Origin of the sequence: Paenibacillus sp. FSL R5-0517, from assembly GCF_037974355.1 — a bacterium.
Classification (GTDB): Bacteria; Bacillota; Bacilli; order Paenibacillales; family Paenibacillaceae; genus Paenibacillus.
Map to the genome: position 1 here is coordinate 2,088,977 of NZ_CP150235.1, position 19,559 is coordinate 2,108,535.

Here is a 19,559-nt window from a genome sequence, read left to right on the forward strand (position 1 = left end):
ACCATCCGCACATTTTATGAACATTTTAACAGGTTACTGCATACACTTGAGAACACCGAAGGACCGAGTGGTCCTCGGGGTATTGATGCGGGAGGTCGAGATATGTCATATGAAATCGTAGAAGCCATGCTGGCCCGGCGCGGGGTACAGATTGATGCAATCGCCGCAATTGTATACCGTCTGCAAAAAGGGTACCACCCCGAACTGACCTTGGACGACTGTGTTACCAGCGTGAAATCCGTTCTGCAGAAACGAGAGGTGCAATATACACTTTATACAGGTATTGCTCTCGACGAACTTGCGGAGAAGCGACTCTTGCCCCAACCGTTACAAGCTATTATGGAAGCGGATGAATCCCTGTATGGAGTGGACGAGACTCTGGCCCTCGGCATTACTCATGTGTATGGTATGATTGGTTTAACCAGCTTTGGTTATCTGGATAAAGAAAAAATAGGTGTCATTCATGATTTGAATGAACATGCAACAGCCATTCATGTCTTTTTGGATGACCTGGTTGCAGGGGTGGCCGCTGCAGCTTCTGCCCGGATTGCACACAAAAATATTAAAGCCAAAAAATACCCCTCAGACCTTTAACCCCCTGTATTTCCATGCCTGCATGCCGTGATCAATCTTATGACTCATATGAAGGTCTCCAAGGGCGGCTGACGCTGCCCTGATACGTTTAGGGCTGCTTATGGAAGAAGTATCAATAAGAAGATTTCGTCAACCATATGAGTTATTTGTGGGGGACTAATGTCCCTCATGATCCCAAATTCTCCCCCAAGGTCCCGAACCCTTTCTTGCAGAAAAAAAGTGAGGTATGTTATCATTAGTCCAATATACGGGCTCTGAACATTAGCTTAGGGGGCGGACAAGGCATGTGGACGGTGATTTACATTGCGCCGACAGCAAAGGTTGCGGACAAGATTAAGACCAGGCTTTCGGAAGAAGGTTTTCTGGTACAGACCCGTCCCATCAGTTTATCCAAGCAGCAATTTGAGATTCGCGTCCCTTCTGGGGAATTGGAAGAGGTCCAGGAAGTGTTGAATTCCATTCTGCATTCCTGATTCGTTCGACATCGACGTGCCTTGGCAGAGGAAGAAGTACCATCGGTACATAAGGGACTAACCGCGTAAGCGGAGAGAGGAATCGACTTGCATGTATTGTATGCTGCTGTCCTTCCTTCTTTTTTTGTTAGGACTAGGACCGACCTGGTTGCTCCCGGAGACCCTACCTAGATAGATTCAAAACATCGGCGCAACAATCTTTCGGTTATTGCAGGTAATATCAATCGTGCTGACAGAAGCCGCTGATCCTTGCCCTGTACCGGCGGATTTTTTTGTTGTGAATGCTGGACAAGGCCCATGGCAGCGTGTGGGTCGTAAGCGGTTTACCGTAGCACGCGGATGAAGCTGTCACAAGCAGCGCACTGCAGGTTGCGGCCATCAAATCAACGGCTGGAGAGGTGTAGTTGTGTTCAAAGATATATTCCAGAAGAAACGGAAGTACGCTACCATACCTTCCGAGCGTGCACTTCCCGGCGAAGGCCAGGAAGTCCTAGAACGCCCAAAACGTGAAATACCTGAAGGGCTTATGAACAAGTGCAGCAAATGCGGCACCATTCAATATAGCAAGGAATTGGAGAAAAATCTGAAAGTATGTCCTGCCTGTGGTTACCATATGCGTCTTAACGCTATGGAGCGCATTGCTATGGTACTTGATGATCAAGGGTTTGTTGAGTTTGACGCTGATATGATATCAGTTGATCCGCTTGGCTTTCCTGGATATAGCAACAAATTGGAACAACAACGTCTGAAATCGGGCCTAAAGGAAGCGGTAATTACAGGGGAAGGTACCATTGAGGGCCTGCCTGTAGTTGTGGCTGTCATGAGCTTTGATTTCTTCACAGGCAGCATGGGTTCGGTTGTAGGGGAGAAAATTACCCGTGCCATTGAGCATGCAACAGAAAAGCGCTTGCCAATGATCATTTTCTCCACATCAGGTGGTGCCCGGATGCAGGAGAGTATTCTCAGCCTCATGCAAATGGCCAAAACAAGCGCAGCTTTATCCCGTTTGGATGAACAGGGTGGGCTGTACATTTCGGTCATCACGGACCCGACGACAGGTGGAGTCTCGGCAAGTTTTGCGAGTCTGGGCGATATTAATATTGCCGAACCTGGCGCTGTGTTTGGTTTTGCCGGCAGAATCGTTATTGAACAGACCATCCGTCAGAAGTTACCTGATGATTTCCAGACGGCTGAATTTAATATGCAGCACGGTCAGCTGGACATGGTTGTGCACCGGAAAGAACTTCGGGCCACTCTTGGCAAGCTTCTGGATATGCATAGTGAAAAAGGAGGGGTCTAAATGGCGGGTGAGTTGCCATATGAAGCGCCTCTGGTTGAGATGCGCAAAAAGATTGATGAACTCGTACAGTTTGGACAGGAAAAAGGGATCGACTTCACGGACGAGATTGCCCGCCTGGAAGAACGTTACCATAGACTTGAAGAAGAGATTTACACTGGCATAACGGCAGCACAGAAAATGCATCTGGCCCGGCACCAGCAACGCCCAACGGCGCTAGATCTGATTCAATTGATATTTACGGACTTCATTGAGCTGCACGGTGATCGCATGTTCGGAGACGATCTTGCGGTTGTTGGCGGGCTTGCCAAGTTGAATGGAAAGACAGTAACGGTAATCGGACAACAGCGGGGGAAAGATACGAAGGATAACATCGCCCGCTTTTTCGGCAGCGCTCATCCGGAAGGTTTCCGAAAAGGACTTCGTCTGATGAAACAAGCGAACAAATTTGGCCGTCCTATTATTACGTTTATTGATACTAAAGGGGCGTATCCGGGTAATACTGCAGAAGAGAGAGGTCAATCGGAAGCTATTGCTCGCAACCTGATGGAAATGGCGAAGCTTTCGGTTCCTGTTATAGTTGTGGTCATCGGCGAAGGTGGAAGCGGCGGTGCTCTCGCCATGGCTGTGGGTAATCGTGTGTTGATGCTGGAACATGCAATCTATTCTGCGATCTCTCCGAACGGGGCTGCTTCGATTCTCTGGAAGGATGCATCCAAGGCAGATCAAGCGGCTGAAGCGATGAAAATAACAGCCAAGGACCTTCTGGAGATGGAAGTTATTGAAGAGATCGTGCCTGAGCCACGCGGCGGTGCTCATCGGGATTATGAAGCGTCTGCTGCTTTCATCAGTGAAGCTTTGATCCGTCATCTCGACGAGATGAAGGGTTGGAGCGGGGATCAGCTGAAACAGGATCGGTATGAGAAATTCCGTAAAATTGGATCGGTCACGTTTGAACCTCAAGCATCCATTGAAGCTCCTCAAGAGCTTGTAGAAGTAGATGCTGCGAGTAATTTGTCGGGAAATGTTGAATAGTGTGACGAATTTCCTATACAAATGAGCAAAAGTATAGTAAATTTAATAGTTGGAAAAAGAAAAATAGATAAAGAGTAATACCTTTAAAATCGGAGGAAACCCAAAATGCGTAAAACGAAAATTGTATGTACCATTGGTCCATCCAGTGAATCTCTGGAGAACACCAAAAAATTGATTATGGCCGGTATGAATGTGGCCCGTCTGAACTTCTCCCACGGTGATTTCGATGAGCACGGCGGACGGATCATTGCGATTCGCCAAGCATGCGAAGAGTTGAACAAAACAGTAGCGATCCTGCTGGACACCAAAGGACCGGAAATTCGGACAGGTAAACTCGAAGTAGAACCGATCGAATTGGTTCAAGACGAGTACATCACTTTGACAACAGAAGAAATTCTTGGAACCAAAGAACGTCTTTCCATTACGTATACAGATCTTCCGAATGATGTTGAACCGGGATCTACAATTCTGATCGACGACGGTCTGATCGGACTGACTGTGGTGGAAGTGCAAGGCACCGAGATCAAATGCCGTATCGTTAACGGCGGATCGATCAAAAGCAAAAAAGGTGTTAACGTTCCGGGCGTTGCCATTTCTCTGCCGGGTATCACCGAAAAAGACGCTAACGATATCGTATTTGGTATTGAGCAAGGTGTTGATTTTATCGCGGCTTCTTTTGTACGTAAAGCGAGTGACGTACTTGAGATTCGTGAATTGCTTGAAAAACACAATGCTGGACATATCCAAATCATCTCCAAAATTGAAAACCAACAAGGTGTCGATAACCTCGATGAGATCCTTGAAGTATCTGACGGCCTGATGGTTGCTCGTGGAGACCTGGGTGTTGAGATTCCTGCGGAAGAAGTACCATTGGTACAAAAACGCATGATCGAAAAATGTAATGTTGCAGGTAAACCGGTAATCACAGCTACACAAATGTTGGATTCCATGCAGCGTAACCCACGTCCAACACGTGCTGAAGCGAGTGACGTGGCGAATGCGATCTTCGATGGCACGGACGCAATCATGTTGTCCGGTGAGACAGCTGCGGGTAAATACCCGGTTGAATCCGTTCTGACCATGTCCCGTATTGCTGAAAAAGCAGAATCTGCTCTGCCTTACCAAGAGCTGTATCTGAAGCAACGTGTTGCTCAACAAACAACTGTTACGGAAGCAATCAGCCAATCAGTTGCCCTTTCAGCTCAAGATTTGAACGCAAAAGCGATCATCACTTCAACTGAATCAGGACACACTGCACGCATGATTTCCAAGTATCGTCCAGAATCTCCAATCATCGCTGTAACTACGGAAGACAGAACTTCCCGTCGTTTGGCTCTGGCTTGGGGTGTAACTCCTGTCAAAGGAAGACTGGTTGATTCCACGGATGCTTTGTTCGAAAACGCAATTGAAGGCGGCGTAAAATCCGGACTGGTTAAAGAAGGAGACCTGGTTGTGATTACAGCAGGTGTACCTTTGGGTCGTTCCGGTTCTACCAACCTGATTAAAGTAAGCCAAATTCCAAACAACGCTTAATAGCGTATTGGATGGAGAAGCAACAGGAAAGAAGCAATGGGGCGTTATTGTCCCGTTGCTTTTTTTCCATCTTATTGACACTTTGCAGTGAGGTAACACGTATGAATGTTAGAACGAAGGAGGCCGATCACATGCGAGAACAGATCAATGGTAGCTGGTATGCGGCACGTCTTCGTGTACGCTATCAAGAAAGTGACCAGATGGGCGTGGTCTACCACGCGAACTATTTAAATTGGTTTGAAATCGGTCGAACTGAGATGATTCGCCAAATGGGGTATACATATCGTAAAATGGAGGAACAGGGGTTACTGCTTCCCGTAACCGGACTGGATGTGAAGTATCACAAGCCTGCCCGATATGATGATGAGATTATCATTTTCACCCGTATTGCTGCATTTAGTGGTCTGCGACTGAACTATGAGTACGACATAAGACGCATGTCTGAAGAACCTGATGAGCATATGGCGATTGGAGAACGGGTATGGTCAGCTGATGAATCACTCCCCGGAGAACGGCTGGTTACAGGTTCTACCCAGCATGTGTGGGTAAATGGAGACTGGAAGCCAGTTCGGCTGGATAAGGCAGCCTCTGAGCTATACAGCGCGCTTGAAAAGGTGTGGCTTTCGGGAAAGGGGTAATACGTCAATGCGAAAATGGATGTGGGCTTTACTCTTAATCATTCCGGTGATTGAATTATTTGGTTTTATTCTGATGAGTGACTGGATCGGAGCCGGAAAGACATTGCTTCTCATGATTCTCACGTCCTTGATTGGTATAGCAATGTTGCAGTTTGAAGGGCGAAAAGTACTTGTAGACGCCAAATCCGAGATGGAGCGTGGCAAGGTACCTGGAAGAAAAATGGTCGATGGACTTTTTATTTTTGTCGGTGGTTTCTTGCTCTTGATTCCAGGTTTTGTAACGGATCTGATCGGGTTTACACTGATATTTCCATTAACACGTCCGGTTTATCGTCTGTTCTTCCTGGGATGGCTGGAGAAAAAAATGAAAAGTGGCAAAATTACGTTTTATCGTCGTCCGAAATGAAACACCAGTTGTTTTGCATAATGGAAAAGGCTCCGCTCAGCAGATGATTTCTGTTGAACGAAGCCTTTTTCTATTTTCCCTGCGTGCTTATAAGATGATGTCTCATCGGACACGTCCGTTGATGATATACGTTCGGAGGTCACGCAATACGTTAGCCCGATTAAACGCATCGAGGATGACCAAGCTGACCGGACCGATAATCAAGCCAAGTACACCGAACAGTTTCAAACCCACGAACATGCCAACCAGCGTGGCGAGTGGGTCGAGCCCTACACTACTTGCAAGTACCTTCGGTTCAATAATCTGACGGGCGATTAGTAAGATCAGATAGATAACACTAATACCTATGCCCAGATACAGATCCCCGTTCATAAACAGGTATGCTGCCCAAGGTACCATGACCAGACCCACACCCAAGTAAGGTAGCAGATCCACCAGACCAATAAAGAGAGCGATAGTGAAGGCTGACTTTACTTGCAATATAAGCAGTCCAATCATGACGAATAGTGCTGTAATCGAGATCATGATCAATTGTGCTCTCACGTACCCAAACAAGGCCTTTTTCAGGTCAGTCCATATATCTGATATTGGCTTGCGAATGGAGGAGGGTACCCAGCCCGATACGGTGATGCTATGCCGAGTCCAACTTTTGCTGATGAAGAATGTAGACAGCAGAACAACAATTAATACCGCCCCCATATTAGGTAGGGAAGTCAGGAGGCTCAGAACCATATTGAAAAATCCGGTGACCAGATCGGTCACGGCTGTACCTACCGTTTCGGTCGTTTTGCTGATATTGCTGTTGATGGTTTCCTGGTAGTTGGGATTCTCCTTGTAAAATTCATTGATCTGCCCAATCAAACTCTGAATGGTGTCATTCTGGGTCCAGCGCACAAATGTGTCCTTGATTTCATCCACATGAAGATCAAAGCTTGTCGTAAGTGAAATGACTTCTTTTACCATGCGGGTAATCGCCGCTGATAGCACCACCGCAATGGCACCAAAATAAACGATCAATGAAAGAGTCACAGCCAGCCAGCGGGGGAACCGTGCTCGATGCTGAAGCAGTTTCACTAATGGATTCATGGCATAGGCGATGATCCAGGCAATCGCAAAAGGATACAGAAGCGGGAACAGCAAGTATATGGCAACAGCGATCAGAATGGTCGCAATGATAACCCATAAGCCGCGGAGCAGACGTTTCAGTATAATTTTATCCAAGCATCAACTCTCCTTATTTCAATTAAGCCGACCTATGTATGATCTATAAAACAGTATTAAGAATAGATGGCTATTTTAATTAATATAGAGCATTTACCACGTTTTGAAACGCCGGAAGGTTACCAGAGCTTGTTCAAGAGCTAACATTTTGAGCAAGCTCCACTGGGATTCTTTCTTTTGCCTAGAGTATGCCTTAGTATTACAGAATATAGCAATATAAAGTTCTTCATACGACAGAATTGTTTAAAAAACATTAAATGTCAACCTTGTTTTTGTAAAGGCTTTCAAAAATGCTTTATCAGTCCGATAAAGAAGTTTGATGTGCGAATGAACTCTCATCATGTTCACATAAACGACAAAATCCAGTATGATGTTATAAGTAAATACCGATTGACAGATAGGAAAACCGCATTTTGAAATATTTGTTAATTTTAAAATGAAAATGTTTACAAAAAGAGGATAGGTGCACTTTGGCACTTATATGCACTCTGGAATGGTTCCTGATTTCGCTTATTAAAGGAGAGATGTAATATGACAGCTACCAAAGGTCTGGAAGGCATCGTTGCAACAACCTCTTCGATCAGTTCTATTGTAGACGGTGTGCTCACATACCGTGGTTACGATATCGACGATTTGGCTGAACATGCCAGCTTTGAAGAAGTTGCCTATTTGTTGTGGTTTGGTAAATTGCCAACAACGGATGAACTGAAATCCCTTCGTAAAAGCCTGAGCGATTACGCGCCGATTCCGAGCGAGTTGATTGCACAAATCCAATTGTATCCGAAAAACGTCAGTACCATGGCAGCACTTCGTTCCGCTGTCTCTGCACTTGCACTGTACGACGAGCAAGCTGATGAGATGACAACAGAAGCGAATGAGAACAAAGCGGTTAAGTTGCAAGCACAGTTGCCAACGATTGTGGCAGCCATCGCCCGTATCCGTCAGGGCAAAGAACCTGTGGCTCCAAAAGAAGGCGCTTCCATCGCAGAGAACTTTTTATATATGATGACTGGTGAAGAACCATCCGAGACCGCAGTGAAAGCATTGGACCAAGCCCTTGTCCTGCATGCGGATCACGAGTTGAATGCTTCGACATTTGCAGCTCGTGTAACGGTTGCTACGCTGTCGGATATCTATTCCGGTGTAACTTCCGCCATTGGCGCACTGAAGGGACCACTGCATGGTGGTGCTAACGAAGCCGTTATGAAAATGTTGAATGAGATCGGTACGCCTGATCGTCTTGAAGCGGCAATTCAGGAAAAATTGAATAATCGTGAAAAGATCATGGGCTTTGGACATCGGGTGTACAAAAACGGTGATCCACGTGCCAAGCATCTACAGAAGATGTCCAGAGAACTTGGCGAGATGAACAATGATACGCGCCTTTATGATATGTCAGTGAAGATCGAGGAACTGGTTACAGGACAAAAAGGACTGAAGCCTAACGTAGACTTCTATTCTGCTTCTGTATATACCCAACTGGAGATCGAACAGGAATTGTTCACTCCGATCTTTGCCATCAGCCGGGTGTCTGGATGGACTGCGCATATTTTGGAACAGCTTGCGGACAATCGCATCATTCGTCCACGTGCGGAGTACACTGGCCCTACAGAACAGAAATACGTTTCTATTGAACTTCGCTAATAGCCACAAAAACAGTATAATAATATGGACGAGGTGAAGGGTTGGAAAGTAGAGGCGTTACTAGCTTAAGCTCTCAGGACCCTTCTCTCCACAAGACTAGTGGTATGATGAATACTGCATATATGAAACCTAGGAGGAATTTTAACTATGAAATTAGAAAAATTTGCTCACCCAACTGAAGGCGAAAAAATTCAAATTGATAACGGTACACTTCAAGTACCTAGCAACCCAATCATTCCATTTATCGAAGGTGACGGTACAGGCCGTGATATCTGGAAAGCTTCCAAACGTGTATTGGATGCAGCTGTTGAAAAAGCCTATGATGGCAACAAAAAAATCGCATGGTATGAAGTGTTTGCTGGACAAAAAGCATTCGATACATACGGTGAGTGGTTGCCGAATGATACATTGGAAGCCATTCGTGAGTATATCGTAGCGATCAAAGGACCATTGACTACACCAATCGGTGGCGGTATCCGTTCCCTGAACGTAGCCCTGCGTCAAGAGCTTGACCTCTACACTTGCTTGCGTCCTGTTCGTTATTTCGACGGTGTACCTTCTCCGGTTAAACGTCCTGAGCTGGTAGACATGGTTATTTTCCGTGAGAATACGGAAGATATCTATGCAGGAATCGAGTATGCTGAAGGTTCTGAAGAAGTGAAAAAAGTGATCCAGTTCCTGCAACAGGAGATGGGTGCTAACAAAATTCGTTTCCCTGAAACTTCCGGTATTGGTATCAAGCCAGTTTCTTCCGAAGGTTCAAAACGTTTGGTGCGTGCAGCAATTCAATACGCAATTGATCATAACCGTAAGAGTGTTACCTTGGTACACAAAGGTAATATCATGAAATTTACCGAAGGTGCCTTCAAAAACTGGGGATACGAAGTGGCTGAAGAAGAGTTCGCTGACAAAGTATTCACTTGGGCACAATATGACATCATCAAAGATAACGAAGGTACAGATGCAGCGAATGCAGCACAAAAAGCCGCTGAAGATGCTGGTAAAATCATCGTAAAAGATGCGATTGCCGATATCGCTCTGCAACAAGTACTGACTCGTCCAGGCGAATTCGATGTGATCGCAACCTTGAACCTGAACGGTGACTATCTGTCCGATGCACTTGCAGCGCAAGTTGGCGGAATTGGTATCGCTCCTGGAGCGAACATCAACTACGTGACAGGACATGCTATCTTCGAAGCAACTCACGGTACTGCACCTAAATACGCGGACAAAGATGTCGTGAACCCTGGTTCCGTTATTCTGTCCGGAGTAATGTTGCTTGAGCACTTGGGATGGCAAGAAGCAGCTAACCTGATCTACAAAGGTATGGAAACATCCATTAACAATAAAACAGTAACGTATGACTTTGCACGTCTGATGGATGGCGCTACTGAAGTGAAATGTTCTGAATTCGCGGATCAAATCATTAAAAACCTGTAAGGGGAGATGTGAATCTTGACTATTCAGCGCAAAAAAATCACAGTAGTCGGCGCCGGTTTTACCGGTGCCACGACCGCATTAATGCTTGCCCAAAAAGAACTCGGGGATGTTGTGCTGGTTGATATTCCTCAGCTGGAGAACCCGACGAAGGGGAAAGCACTCGATATGATGGAGGCAAGTCCTGTTCAAGGATTTGACAGTCATATCGTCGGTACTTCCAACTACGAAGATACTGCAGGTTCTGAGATTGTAATCATCACCGCTGGTATCGCCCGTAAACCGGGTATGAGCCGTGACGATCTGGTCAATACGAATGCGGGTATTGTGAAGTCCGTTTGTGAAAATGTGAAAAAATATTGCCCTGATTCCATCGTCATTATTCTAAGTAACCCGGTAGATGCGATGACTTATGCAGCTTATCAGACCCTTGGTTTTCCTAAAAACCGTGTTATTGGTCAGTCAGGTGTTCTGGATACAGCACGTTATTGTACCTTCATTGCGCAAGAGCTGAACGTATCTGTTGAAGATGTTCGTGGATTCGTTCTTGGTGGTCACGGAGACGATATGGTGCCTCTCGTTCGTTATTCGAGCGTGGGAGGCATTCCAATCGATACCCTGATTCCGGCTGACCGGATCGAATCCATCGTGCAGCGCACCCGTGTTGGCGGTGGTGAGATTGTGAATCTGCTTGGTAACGGCAGTGCGTATTACGCACCGGCGGCTTCACTTGTTCAGATGACCGAAGCGATTTTGAAGGACAAGAAACGTATCATTCCAGTCATCGCTTATCTTGAAGGTGAATATGGCTATCATGATCTGTTCCTCGGTGTACCAACCATTCTGGGTGGTAACGGCATTGAGAAAATATTCGAGCTTGACCTGACAACGGAAGAAAAAGCAGGCTTGGATAAATCTGCTGATTCGGTTCGTAACGTCATTTCAGTAGTAAACCTGTAAGTTTGAGAACTTTTTGAACAGAAGCTAAAAGAAAACCTCCGGTAACCCGGAGGTTTTCTTTTCTTTGGATAAGATCCCCAGTATAATGGGATGTGATGTATAGCACACCGAAAATGTTGAGGAGGATGAAAATTTTGACAATGATTATGTATCTGCTCCATATTATTGGAGCACTGGCGATGGGATTTTATTTGATTCTGCCATTTGTGGTCGGTAAAATCCGTACTTTGAATGCTGCAGCACAAGAGGGAGCATTTGCATCGCTACGTTCTTTGAACAAAGTCGCGCAGTATGGACTTGTAATCCAACTTCTAACAGGCGGTTACCTGATGACAAAAGGTGAGTATTCTCATGTCTGGATGGCTGTTGTTGTTGTCCTTCTCTTGGCCATTGCCGCTATTGGAGGAATTATGGGCAAACCGCTACGACTCGCTGCAGAAGGTGTGAAAAACAAGCGTGATGTAGGTCCTGAGCAAAGCAAGATCCGTATGTTCAGTACACTTCTGGCTGTATTCTTGCTTATCATGGTGTATCTGATGGTGAATAATCAGGTCATCTAAGTGCGTAGCGGACGGTTAATCCATCCTACAACGATGTATTAGTCTCCATTGCTTAAGCGTTTGCAAACGTAATTAGGACAAGCTGAATGGGATGTAAGATAGCGTTACGGGAAACAAATGAAAAATAGACAGCCACATCGGCTGTCTATTTTTCATTTGTTATTACCAAGTTGAATCAGCATTCCTTGTTTTATTTGAGTTGGTACTACAGCAGTCTTTACCATACATATCATCGTCCATGCTCCATCAGGTAAGGTCTACATGGGTTAGGTTGCACTCATAGCATATGCACACACAGCATTTCGACCATTCCGCTTGGACTCATACAGCGCAGTATCAGCATCACGTAACAAGGATTCCAGCGAATCAATGCCTCCATTGTATTGGGAGATACCAAAGCTTGAGGTCAGCGTAATAGGATTTCCCTTAACATCTAGGGGGGAATTCAACAAGGCAACTCTCAGTTGCTCTGCAAGTTCTTTGGCTTCTTGAAGAGAGGTATCCGGAAGGGAGATAACGAATTCTTCTCCTCCATAACGGGCGAACAACATCTCAGGGCTCAAATATCGATTACATACAGAGACTACATGGATAATGGCCTGATCACCTACATCATGTCCATAGGTATCATTGATGCGTTTAAAATAATCGATATCAAATAATATAAATGAAACAGGCTGCTGATTAAGACGAGCCTCGCTTAACATCTCCCGTCCTTTATGCAAAAAATGAGTGCGATTATAGATTTTGGTCAGACCATCGAAATAAGCCAGTTGTTTTAGCTGTTCTTGCAAGAAACGTTGTTCTGTTATATCAATGAGCATAATGAGGCTACCCACGATCTGTGCATCCTTGTTATACACATAAGATGTTCTGACTTGATAACAGACGGTTTCACCTGCTAACTGCCAGTACAGATCCGTTTGCAATCCTTCCTTCTCGTATTGAACGGGAAAAGTCTCACCGGCAAGAGTAAGCCATATCTCATCCAAGGGTTGTCCAATCATGGTGAGGTTAAGCTCTGGCAACATGTCACGAAGTGATCGATTATAATCTACCAGACGATTGGAACTATCCAGTACAATAACTCCTTCGCGCATGCTCTCGAAAATACTGTCTTTAGCAATCGGCACGATGGTCAGGAGACGAGAGGATAGAATGGCCCAGATATACATCGCAGATGTAATACACATGAGAACCGGCACGGGGTCCATCCCACCAGGTGTCAAGCCAAGCAAATACAGAAAAGCTGCGACCATAGGAATAATCTGTGAAGTAATCAGTGTAAGTAATTGTCGACGGTACATCTTCTTGGTGTGTTTCCATTGACCGATCAGAATGAGGCAGGCACACAACAGACATGAGAACGTGAATGCGCCGTGTACAACATACCATTGACCTACTGCGATATCCATCAGAGGTACGGGACTATCTTCTCTCAGCCATACTTTCTTATAAAAAAGATGATGAAAATCATTGGTTGCTACCATACATAGTGTAATGGAAGGGATTACAAACAATGCGGCAGTGGCCTTTTTGGATAACGTTTTTCCTGTATATTTTATCATCAACATGAGGCCAAGAGATGCGGAGAAGGGCATGCCTATATACTCCACGGTGGTCCAAAACTTCATCTGCTCGAGCGTGTTGCTGGCCAGCTCAATTGCATATCCAAACGTGTATATGGAGAGTGCTGCTGTGTAGAGGATGAATATTTTGGAGCTGGGGATCTCGGATCTTCTGAAATAGGTATATAAACACAAAAAGACATTCAGCACGGCTGAAGTGGCTACGAGTGTTATATATGAATTAATATGCGATTCCATTGTCAGGTCTCCATGTTAGATTAGGATGATTAAACCAGTAAAAATGATAGCTAAAGCATATCTGTATACTGTACATTGTACCTCAGCCCAAGCAGCATAGGAATACACTTTGTATCATGAAACAGTCTAATTTCGAATAAATTTCGAATTCTGGCAATACAGGTTTTGAAGCAAATCGATTGTTTGATATCCAAAGAGCGTGGTAAATAACGAATAGAAGGTAGGATGCTGATAGAGACAGCACGCCGAGCCTTGAGTGCTTTTCATCACAGAAGAATAATCTGGACTGTTCATGCCATCCTACAGAATGAGACTTTTTCAGAGAACGAAAGACAAGGAAGGTTACAGCTAAAGTCCGTGTCTTCTGTAATCCAAACATGTTCACATTTTGAGAGGAGAATGTTAGATGTCAACCACACCACAAAACGAAAAAACAATGCCAGCACAGCATCAGGATCAACGACCTGGAATCGAGTCGGAGATGCATCCTAGACCCGAATTTGAAAAGCCTGAATACAAGGCAGCAGGTAAACTGACGGGAAAGGTAGCGCTCATTACAGGGGGTGACAGTGGGATCGGACGGGCTGTAGCTGTTACATACGCCAAGGAAGGCGCAGATGTCGCCATTGTATATCTGAGCGAGCACGAAGATGCCAAGGAAACGAAGCGCCAAGTGGAACAAGAAGGACGCAAGTGTATCTTGATAGCTGGAGATATTGGTGATGATGCCTTTGCGAAGAAGTCGGTTCAGCAGACGGTGGATGAATTGGGTAAACTGGACATTGTCGTGAATAACGCTGCGGAACAGCACCCACAGCAGAATCTGGAGGATATTACACCAGAGCAACTGGAGCGAACATTCCGTACCAATATCTTCGGCATGTTCTATGTGACGCAGGCAGCTCTGCCACATCTGAAGAAAGGCAGTACGATTATTAACACCACATCCATCACAGCTTATCGCGGTAGCCCGACCTTGCTTGATTATTCATCTACCAAAGGAGCAATCACTTCGTTCACTCGTTCTCTGTCGATGAATGTGATTGAGAAGGGAATTCGTGTTAATGCCGTTGCACCAGGGCCGATCTGGACACCGCTCATTCCATCCACCTTTGACGAGAAAAAAGTAAGTGAGTTTGGCGCAACCCAGCCGATGAAACGTCCAGGGCAACCGGATGAACTGGCTCCCGCATATGTGTATCTGGCTTCGGATGATTCATCGTATGTGAGTGGACAGGTAATGCATGTAAATGGCGGTGAAGTGGTAAACGGGTAATGCTTTAAGTTGATTCGGAATCCGTATAGGATTGATTATATAGAGAGACGTAGCGCATTCGGCATAGCTGAGCGGTGCGTCTTTTTGATATCAGGGAATTGTGCAAGTCTAAGATGCGGTTTAGCAGCTGTTTACAAAAGTCTGCATCTGCGTTGATACATATATGATATGGTACGAATAGCTTGGCTGACTGGAAGTTCCCTAATCTGTGATATGATAGATCGAGCAAATTATACTTGGAGGGACAAGTCATATGAAAATGAGCAAACAGAATGCAGCGCATTATATATGGGGTGCACAGTGCGATGGCTGGCACCTTGTTCAAAACGATAAATTGAGCATCATTCATGAGCGAATGCCTGCAGGAACGACTGAAACACGACATGTTCATTCGGTAAGCCGTCAGTTTTTTTTCATCCTTAGTGGTGAAGCATATATGGAACTAAACGGAGAAATGTTCGTGCTAGAAACCCATGAAGGAATAGAGATTGCACCCGGAATGCCGCATCAGATGATGAATCGCAGCAACGAAGAAGTGGAGTTTCTCGTTATTTCCAATCCCGGCACCCGTGGTGACCGAATTGAACTGGATTCAATATAGAGCCAATTATTAGATGTTAATCTGATCATAAAGGAAGAGATAGATGAGACCGTTCCGAATTCGCCTTGCCATCATTATGATGGTGCTGATCGGTGTATCCGTCATTGTAGCTGGATATACAATGGGCAGAGTGTTTAAAACTACGCACATAACCGCATTGGAGCAAACCATGGTGCGGGAGATTAATTTGCTCAAAGCCACGTTTCCCTTCCATGATGCAAGTGATCCAACCTCGGAAGCCACACGAAAGTACTATTCAGATCGGGCGCTGGAACTGGATCGCCTCACGGATTCCCGGGTGACCTTCATCAATAAAGACGGCACCGTCATTGGAGATTCCGAGAGTAATCCGGCAGCGATGGATAATCACTTGAACCGGGAAGAAATTCTGGGTGCGGTTGGGGATGGATACGGGCAGTCCATACGGTACAGTGAAACACTGGGACAGGACATGCTGTATGTAGCACTACCTGTCAATTCGGATCAAAGTGACATGATTGAAATGCCCAGCGGCAAATTTGATGGCTACATCCGTCTTTCAATGAGTCTGCATGCGGTTGATCAGGGTCTTCAGCGTGGTTGGATGATTATGTTTGCTGCACTAGGACTGCTGTTCTTAATTGTCGCATTTGTCAGTTATAGGGTTGCACGCGGACTAACCTCCCCGATTGAGCATATTACAAAAGTGGCTCATCGAATCACCAAGCTGGAATACGATGCGAGAGTTGATGTAACGCGTAGAGATGAGATCGGACAGTTGGGGCTTGCGATCAACGGAATGGCAGACAGCTTGCAGTCCCAGCTGAAGACGATTCGTGACAATGAAGCCTTGCTACAGAGCGTCCTCGCGAACATGACCGGAGGCATTGTCATGATCGATGCAGGGCAATCCATTGCATTGGTTAATCGGGAAGCAGAGCGTATGCTCGGTATTCAGGCAGGAAAAGTTACGGGTAAGCCTTATACTGAATTGAAAAGACACTACGAATTAACACGTACCATTGAAGAGAGTGTTGCACTGAAAGATCGGATGCATGAAGAAGTGAGTGTGTTCAACCCGGAGGAAAAACTGATCCGGATTGATGGCGTACCGATGTCGGAAGATGATGGTAGTTATCGAGGCATGTTGTTCCTGTTGCAGGACGTGACGGCGATTCGCCGATTGGAGTCGATGCGCAGTGAGTTTGTTGCGAATGTCTCACATGAGCTTAAGACACCTGTTGCTGCGGTCAAGGGCTTTGCCGAAACGTTGCTCAGTGGCGGGGTACAGGATAAGGAGACGGAGCGTTCATTCCTGAAAATCATCTATGATGAAGGAGATCGACTTAACCGATTGATTGGGGATATTCTGGAATTATCCAAAATCGAATCCAAACGCGCGCCTTTGCAATGTTCACCTGTTCATGTACACTCTTTCTTCGAAATGGTGCTGGGCACCCTGTCCAAGGTGGCGGAGAAAAAGCAGATTCGTCTGGAAATGCATGTTCCGGAGGAACTGTACATTGAAGCGGATGAGGACAAGATGAAGCAGATCTTCATCAATCTGTTATCCAACGGAATCAACTATACCCCGGATGGCGGACGAGTGAAGTTACAGGTGACAATGGATAACGACGATGAAGTGGTCTTTGCGGTGTCGGATACTGGCATTGGCATACCGAAAAAAGATCTGCCGCGGATCTTCGAACGATTCTATCGCGTTGATAAAGGCAGATCCCGTAATTCAGGGGGCACGGGCCTTGGACTTTCCATCGTGAAACATCTGGTGGAATTGCATCATGGCAAATTGTCTGTTGAGAGTGAGCTGGGCATGGGGACAACGTTCCGTGTGATCCTTCCATTCATTCAGGATGAAGAGATCTAGACATGAAGTAGGAAAATGTAAAAAGGTTGTTTTGTTTTACACCGCGTTAACAATTTAGTGCTATGATAGAAAAAGTGTTGTGGCAACAGACAACCTATGAAGAGAGAAGGGGTATCATGGCACAGCGTTTGCTAGTTATTGAGGATGAACCTACATTATCGAGATTACTCACGTATAACCTGACACAGGAAGGTTATGACGTTACGGCAGAGGATCACGGATCTGCAGGATATGATCGGGCCTTGTCTCAGGAATTTGATCTCATTTTACTTGATCTGATGCTTCCGGGCATGAATGGTCTGGACATTCTGAATAAGTTAAGAATACAGGGTGTCAGTACACCTGTTATCATTCTGACCGCCAAGAACGGTGAAGCCGAGGTAGTACAGGGACTGAAATCGGGTGCCGATGATTATATTACCAAACCATTTGGTGTATCTGAGTTATTAGCCCGAGTGGATGCCGTATTAAGACGTTATTCCAATGGTGAAGACTTACCACAGCCTGATGACAAGGATGGTTCACGAATTATTCTGGGAGAGCTTGAGATTTATCCTCTGAAATATGAAGTGACACTGGGTGGACAATCCATCAGTCTGCGTCCGAAAGAATTCGAAGTTCTCTTATATTTGGCCAAAAAGCCGGGTGTGGTACTGACAAGGGATGATCTGATGAACGCGGTGTGGGGCTTCGATTATATCGGAGGTCAACGAACAGTGGACGTACACGTCAGCTCATTACGCAAAAAGCTGGAGCTGGACCCAGAATCGGTTCACATTGATTCCATTCGTGGTGTAGGTTATAAATTGGTTGTGAAAAGAAAAACTCCCCATCATTCAAGTTAGCAATGATCGGGGAGTTTTATTTTACATTCGTTTAACATAAAGGAGGATGTTCCTTTACGTAGAGGGAGTAGCATGGACTTATCTGGGTGATACTTTATACCTACATAATCTATCTCAAGACGGAGCTAATACGTAAAGGAGATTGCGCATTTATGCCCATGTTGCTCGAAGTGAAACCTGACCAGCCTCATGTTGTTTTACATAACGAAGAATTAACGACGCCTGAACAACAGTATCATGAAGTAACGGTGGTTGCTGAAGAACCTGTAATCCATCTGCAAGACTATTACCGCCAGGTTCCTGTCGCCGGAGTCCACACGACCTGTGGAGAAGCAGCGACGATGATGAATCAGGGTCAGGAGCACCCTTGCATTGTATTATGTGATGAGCAGATGAAACCTACTGGATTGTTAATGAGAGAGACGTTATATCGGATGTTAAACGGCCGTTTTGCCGCAGATCTATTCTACCGTAAGCCGGTCATACAAGTCGTGAACACATCACCGGTTATTGCAGATATTCATATGGAAGCGACCACAATTATCGATATCGCACTTGGACGGAATGAACAACATTTCTACGATTGTCTACTCGTTACGGATCAGGATCGACTGCTCGGTGTGCTGACGATGCGTGATGTGATGTCGCTCTCCCGCAGATTGCAACAAGCGTCTTCCGAAGAACGTGTTCGTACGGTATCGGAGAGCAGGCAGGAGATAACGAGAATTAATGAAGCAGTTACCAAGCTGGTGCATGCAGCGAATCAGACCGTTCATGAGGCCCGGGAGATCATGGCATTGTCCAAGCGGGGCGAAGAGAGTTTGAAGCATGTCGATGCTTCCTATAACCAGGTACATCAGCACATGGAGAGTCAAGGACAACATGCGGATCACATGCTGAATTCGATCAAAACAGGCTCAGGCATGGCACATTCCATTCGATCCCTGGCGGATCAGAGTGGGCTCCTTGCCCTGAATGCTTCCATCGAAGCAGCACATGCCGGTGAATATGGACGAGGTTTTCAGATTGTTGCAGGCGAGATTCGAACGTTGGCGAAACAGACCCGTGAAGTTGCAGGCAACATGTCTTCATTGCTGGAGAATATTGGTGGACTGACCCTTCAGACCGTAGAACTGGTTAAGGCAAGCGGAGCGGAGATTGATGACAGTTCGGTACATGTCACTGCAGGGGGAGCCACGTTCCGGCAACTGAACAGTGCGGTGAAAGATCTGTCCCGTATAGCAGAGGAAATTGCCGTGGAAGGCGGAAAAGCTGGAGAAGTCGCAGAGCATATTCGTACAAAGCTGGATGAGATGGTTTTGAATAATGAGTAAAATATAAGGCAATCC

The 19,559-nt window shown here is 45.7% G+C and carries 18 protein-coding genes; 16 read left to right on the forward strand and 2 right to left on the reverse strand.

Translation table 11 applies throughout. The annotated features are described in order from the left end of the window. Positions 1-102: 102 nt before the first annotated feature. From MKX40_RS09405 to MKX40_RS09435, 7 genes are all read left to right on the forward strand, one after another. Complete coding sequence (locus MKX40_RS09405; RefSeq protein ID WP_339240994.1) at positions 103-594, forward strand: phosphatidylglycerophosphatase A; 492 nt, start codon at positions 103-105, stop codon at positions 592-594. 284 nt (positions 595-878) lie between these two features. Then, positions 879-1,067 (forward strand): glutamate decarboxylase, encoded by a 189-nt coding sequence (locus MKX40_RS09410; RefSeq protein WP_339240996.1) that lies wholly within the window; start codon positions 879-881, stop codon positions 1,065-1,067. Positions 1,068-1,473: 406 nt separating this feature from the next. Beyond that, complete coding sequence (accD, locus tag MKX40_RS09415) at positions 1,474-2,367, forward strand: acetyl-CoA carboxylase, carboxyltransferase subunit beta (protein ID WP_339240998.1); 894 nt, start codon at positions 1,474-1,476, stop codon at positions 2,365-2,367. Continuing rightward, positions 2,368-3,399 carry an acetyl-CoA carboxylase carboxyltransferase subunit alpha gene (locus tag MKX40_RS09420; protein ID WP_339241000.1) on the forward strand — a complete coding sequence of 344 codons (1,032 nt, stop codon included), beginning with the start codon at positions 2,368-2,370 and terminating at the stop codon, positions 3,397-3,399. Between the two features lie 105 nt (positions 3,400-3,504). After that, entirely contained in the window at positions 3,505-4,932 is a 1,428-nt protein-coding gene (gene pyk / locus MKX40_RS09425; RefSeq protein ID WP_062833547.1) for a pyruvate kinase, read from the forward strand. Between the two features lie 131 nt (positions 4,933-5,063). Beyond that, the gene (locus tag MKX40_RS09430) at positions 5,064-5,570 is read left to right on the forward strand and encodes a thioesterase family protein (protein WP_339241003.1); all 507 of its coding nucleotides are present in this window, start codon (positions 5,064-5,066) and stop codon (positions 5,568-5,570) included. A 7-nt stretch (positions 5,571-5,577) separates the two neighbouring features. Beyond that, positions 5,578-5,976 (forward strand): FxsA family protein, encoded by a 399-nt coding sequence (locus MKX40_RS09435; protein ID WP_076209101.1) that lies wholly within the window; start codon positions 5,578-5,580, stop codon positions 5,974-5,976. A gap of 102 nt (positions 5,977-6,078) precedes the next feature. Here MKX40_RS09435 and ytvI read toward each other — a convergent pair whose 3' ends face one another. Continuing rightward, positions 6,079-7,197, reverse strand: a complete 1,119-nt coding sequence (gene ytvI, locus MKX40_RS09440) for a sporulation integral membrane protein YtvI (protein ID WP_339241006.1) — start codon at positions 7,195-7,197, stop codon at positions 6,079-6,081. Positions 7,198-7,728: 531 nt separating this feature from the next. On the opposite strand from ytvI, the gene citZ reads away from it, so the two are divergent. The 4 genes from citZ to MKX40_RS09460 all read left to right on the forward strand — a co-directional run bounded on the left by citZ (position 7,729) and on the right by MKX40_RS09460 (position 11,798). After that, positions 7,729-8,841 carry a citrate synthase gene (gene citZ, locus MKX40_RS09445; RefSeq protein WP_339241009.1) on the forward strand — a complete coding sequence of 371 codons (1,113 nt, stop codon included), beginning with the start codon at positions 7,729-7,731 and terminating at the stop codon, positions 8,839-8,841. A gap of 147 nt (positions 8,842-8,988) precedes the next feature. Then, a complete protein-coding gene (gene icd, locus MKX40_RS09450; RefSeq protein WP_076330335.1) occupies positions 8,989-10,281 on the forward strand; it encodes an NADP-dependent isocitrate dehydrogenase in 1,293 nt (430 codons plus the stop codon). A gap of 15 nt (positions 10,282-10,296) precedes the next feature. Continuing rightward, a complete protein-coding gene (gene mdh / locus MKX40_RS09455; RefSeq protein ID WP_150365727.1) occupies positions 10,297-11,238 on the forward strand; it encodes a malate dehydrogenase in 942 nt (313 codons plus the stop codon). Positions 11,239-11,372: 134 nt separating this feature from the next. Further along, on the forward strand, positions 11,373-11,798 hold the full coding sequence (locus tag MKX40_RS09460; RefSeq protein ID WP_124113831.1) for a hypothetical protein: 426 nt from the start codon (positions 11,373-11,375) through the stop codon (positions 11,796-11,798). A 266-nt stretch (positions 11,799-12,064) separates the two neighbouring features. On the opposite strand, the gene MKX40_RS09465 is transcribed toward MKX40_RS09460, so the two are convergent. After that, positions 12,065-13,624: a histidine kinase N-terminal 7TM domain-containing protein gene (locus tag MKX40_RS09465; protein ID WP_339241012.1), complete on the reverse strand. Its 1,560-nt coding sequence runs from the start codon at positions 13,622-13,624 to the stop codon at positions 12,065-12,067. Between the two features lie 406 nt (positions 13,625-14,030). Here MKX40_RS09465 and MKX40_RS09470 point away from each other — a divergent pair, with 406 nt between their 5' ends. The 5 genes from MKX40_RS09470 (at position 14,031) to MKX40_RS09490 (ending at position 19,544) form a co-directional block, all read left to right on the forward strand. After that, a complete protein-coding gene (locus tag MKX40_RS09470) occupies positions 14,031-14,900 on the forward strand; it encodes an SDR family oxidoreductase (RefSeq protein ID WP_339241014.1) in 870 nt (289 codons plus the stop codon). A gap of 253 nt (positions 14,901-15,153) precedes the next feature. Further along, positions 15,154-15,501, forward strand: a complete 348-nt coding sequence (locus MKX40_RS09475; protein WP_339241017.1) for a cupin domain-containing protein — start codon at positions 15,154-15,156, stop codon at positions 15,499-15,501. Between the two features lie 43 nt (positions 15,502-15,544). Further along, positions 15,545-17,365, forward strand: coding sequence for an ATP-binding protein (locus tag MKX40_RS09480; protein WP_339241019.1), 1,821 nt, complete (start codon positions 15,545-15,547; stop codon positions 17,363-17,365). A 116-nt stretch (positions 17,366-17,481) separates the two neighbouring features. Continuing rightward, on the forward strand, positions 17,482-18,210 hold the full coding sequence (locus tag MKX40_RS09485; RefSeq protein ID WP_339241021.1) for a response regulator transcription factor: 729 nt from the start codon (positions 17,482-17,484) through the stop codon (positions 18,208-18,210). Positions 18,211-18,362: 152 nt separating this feature from the next. After that, positions 18,363-19,544, forward strand: coding sequence for a methyl-accepting chemotaxis protein (locus MKX40_RS09490; RefSeq protein ID WP_339241023.1), 1,182 nt, complete (start codon positions 18,363-18,365; stop codon positions 19,542-19,544). Positions 19,545-19,559: the final 15 nt, after the last annotated feature.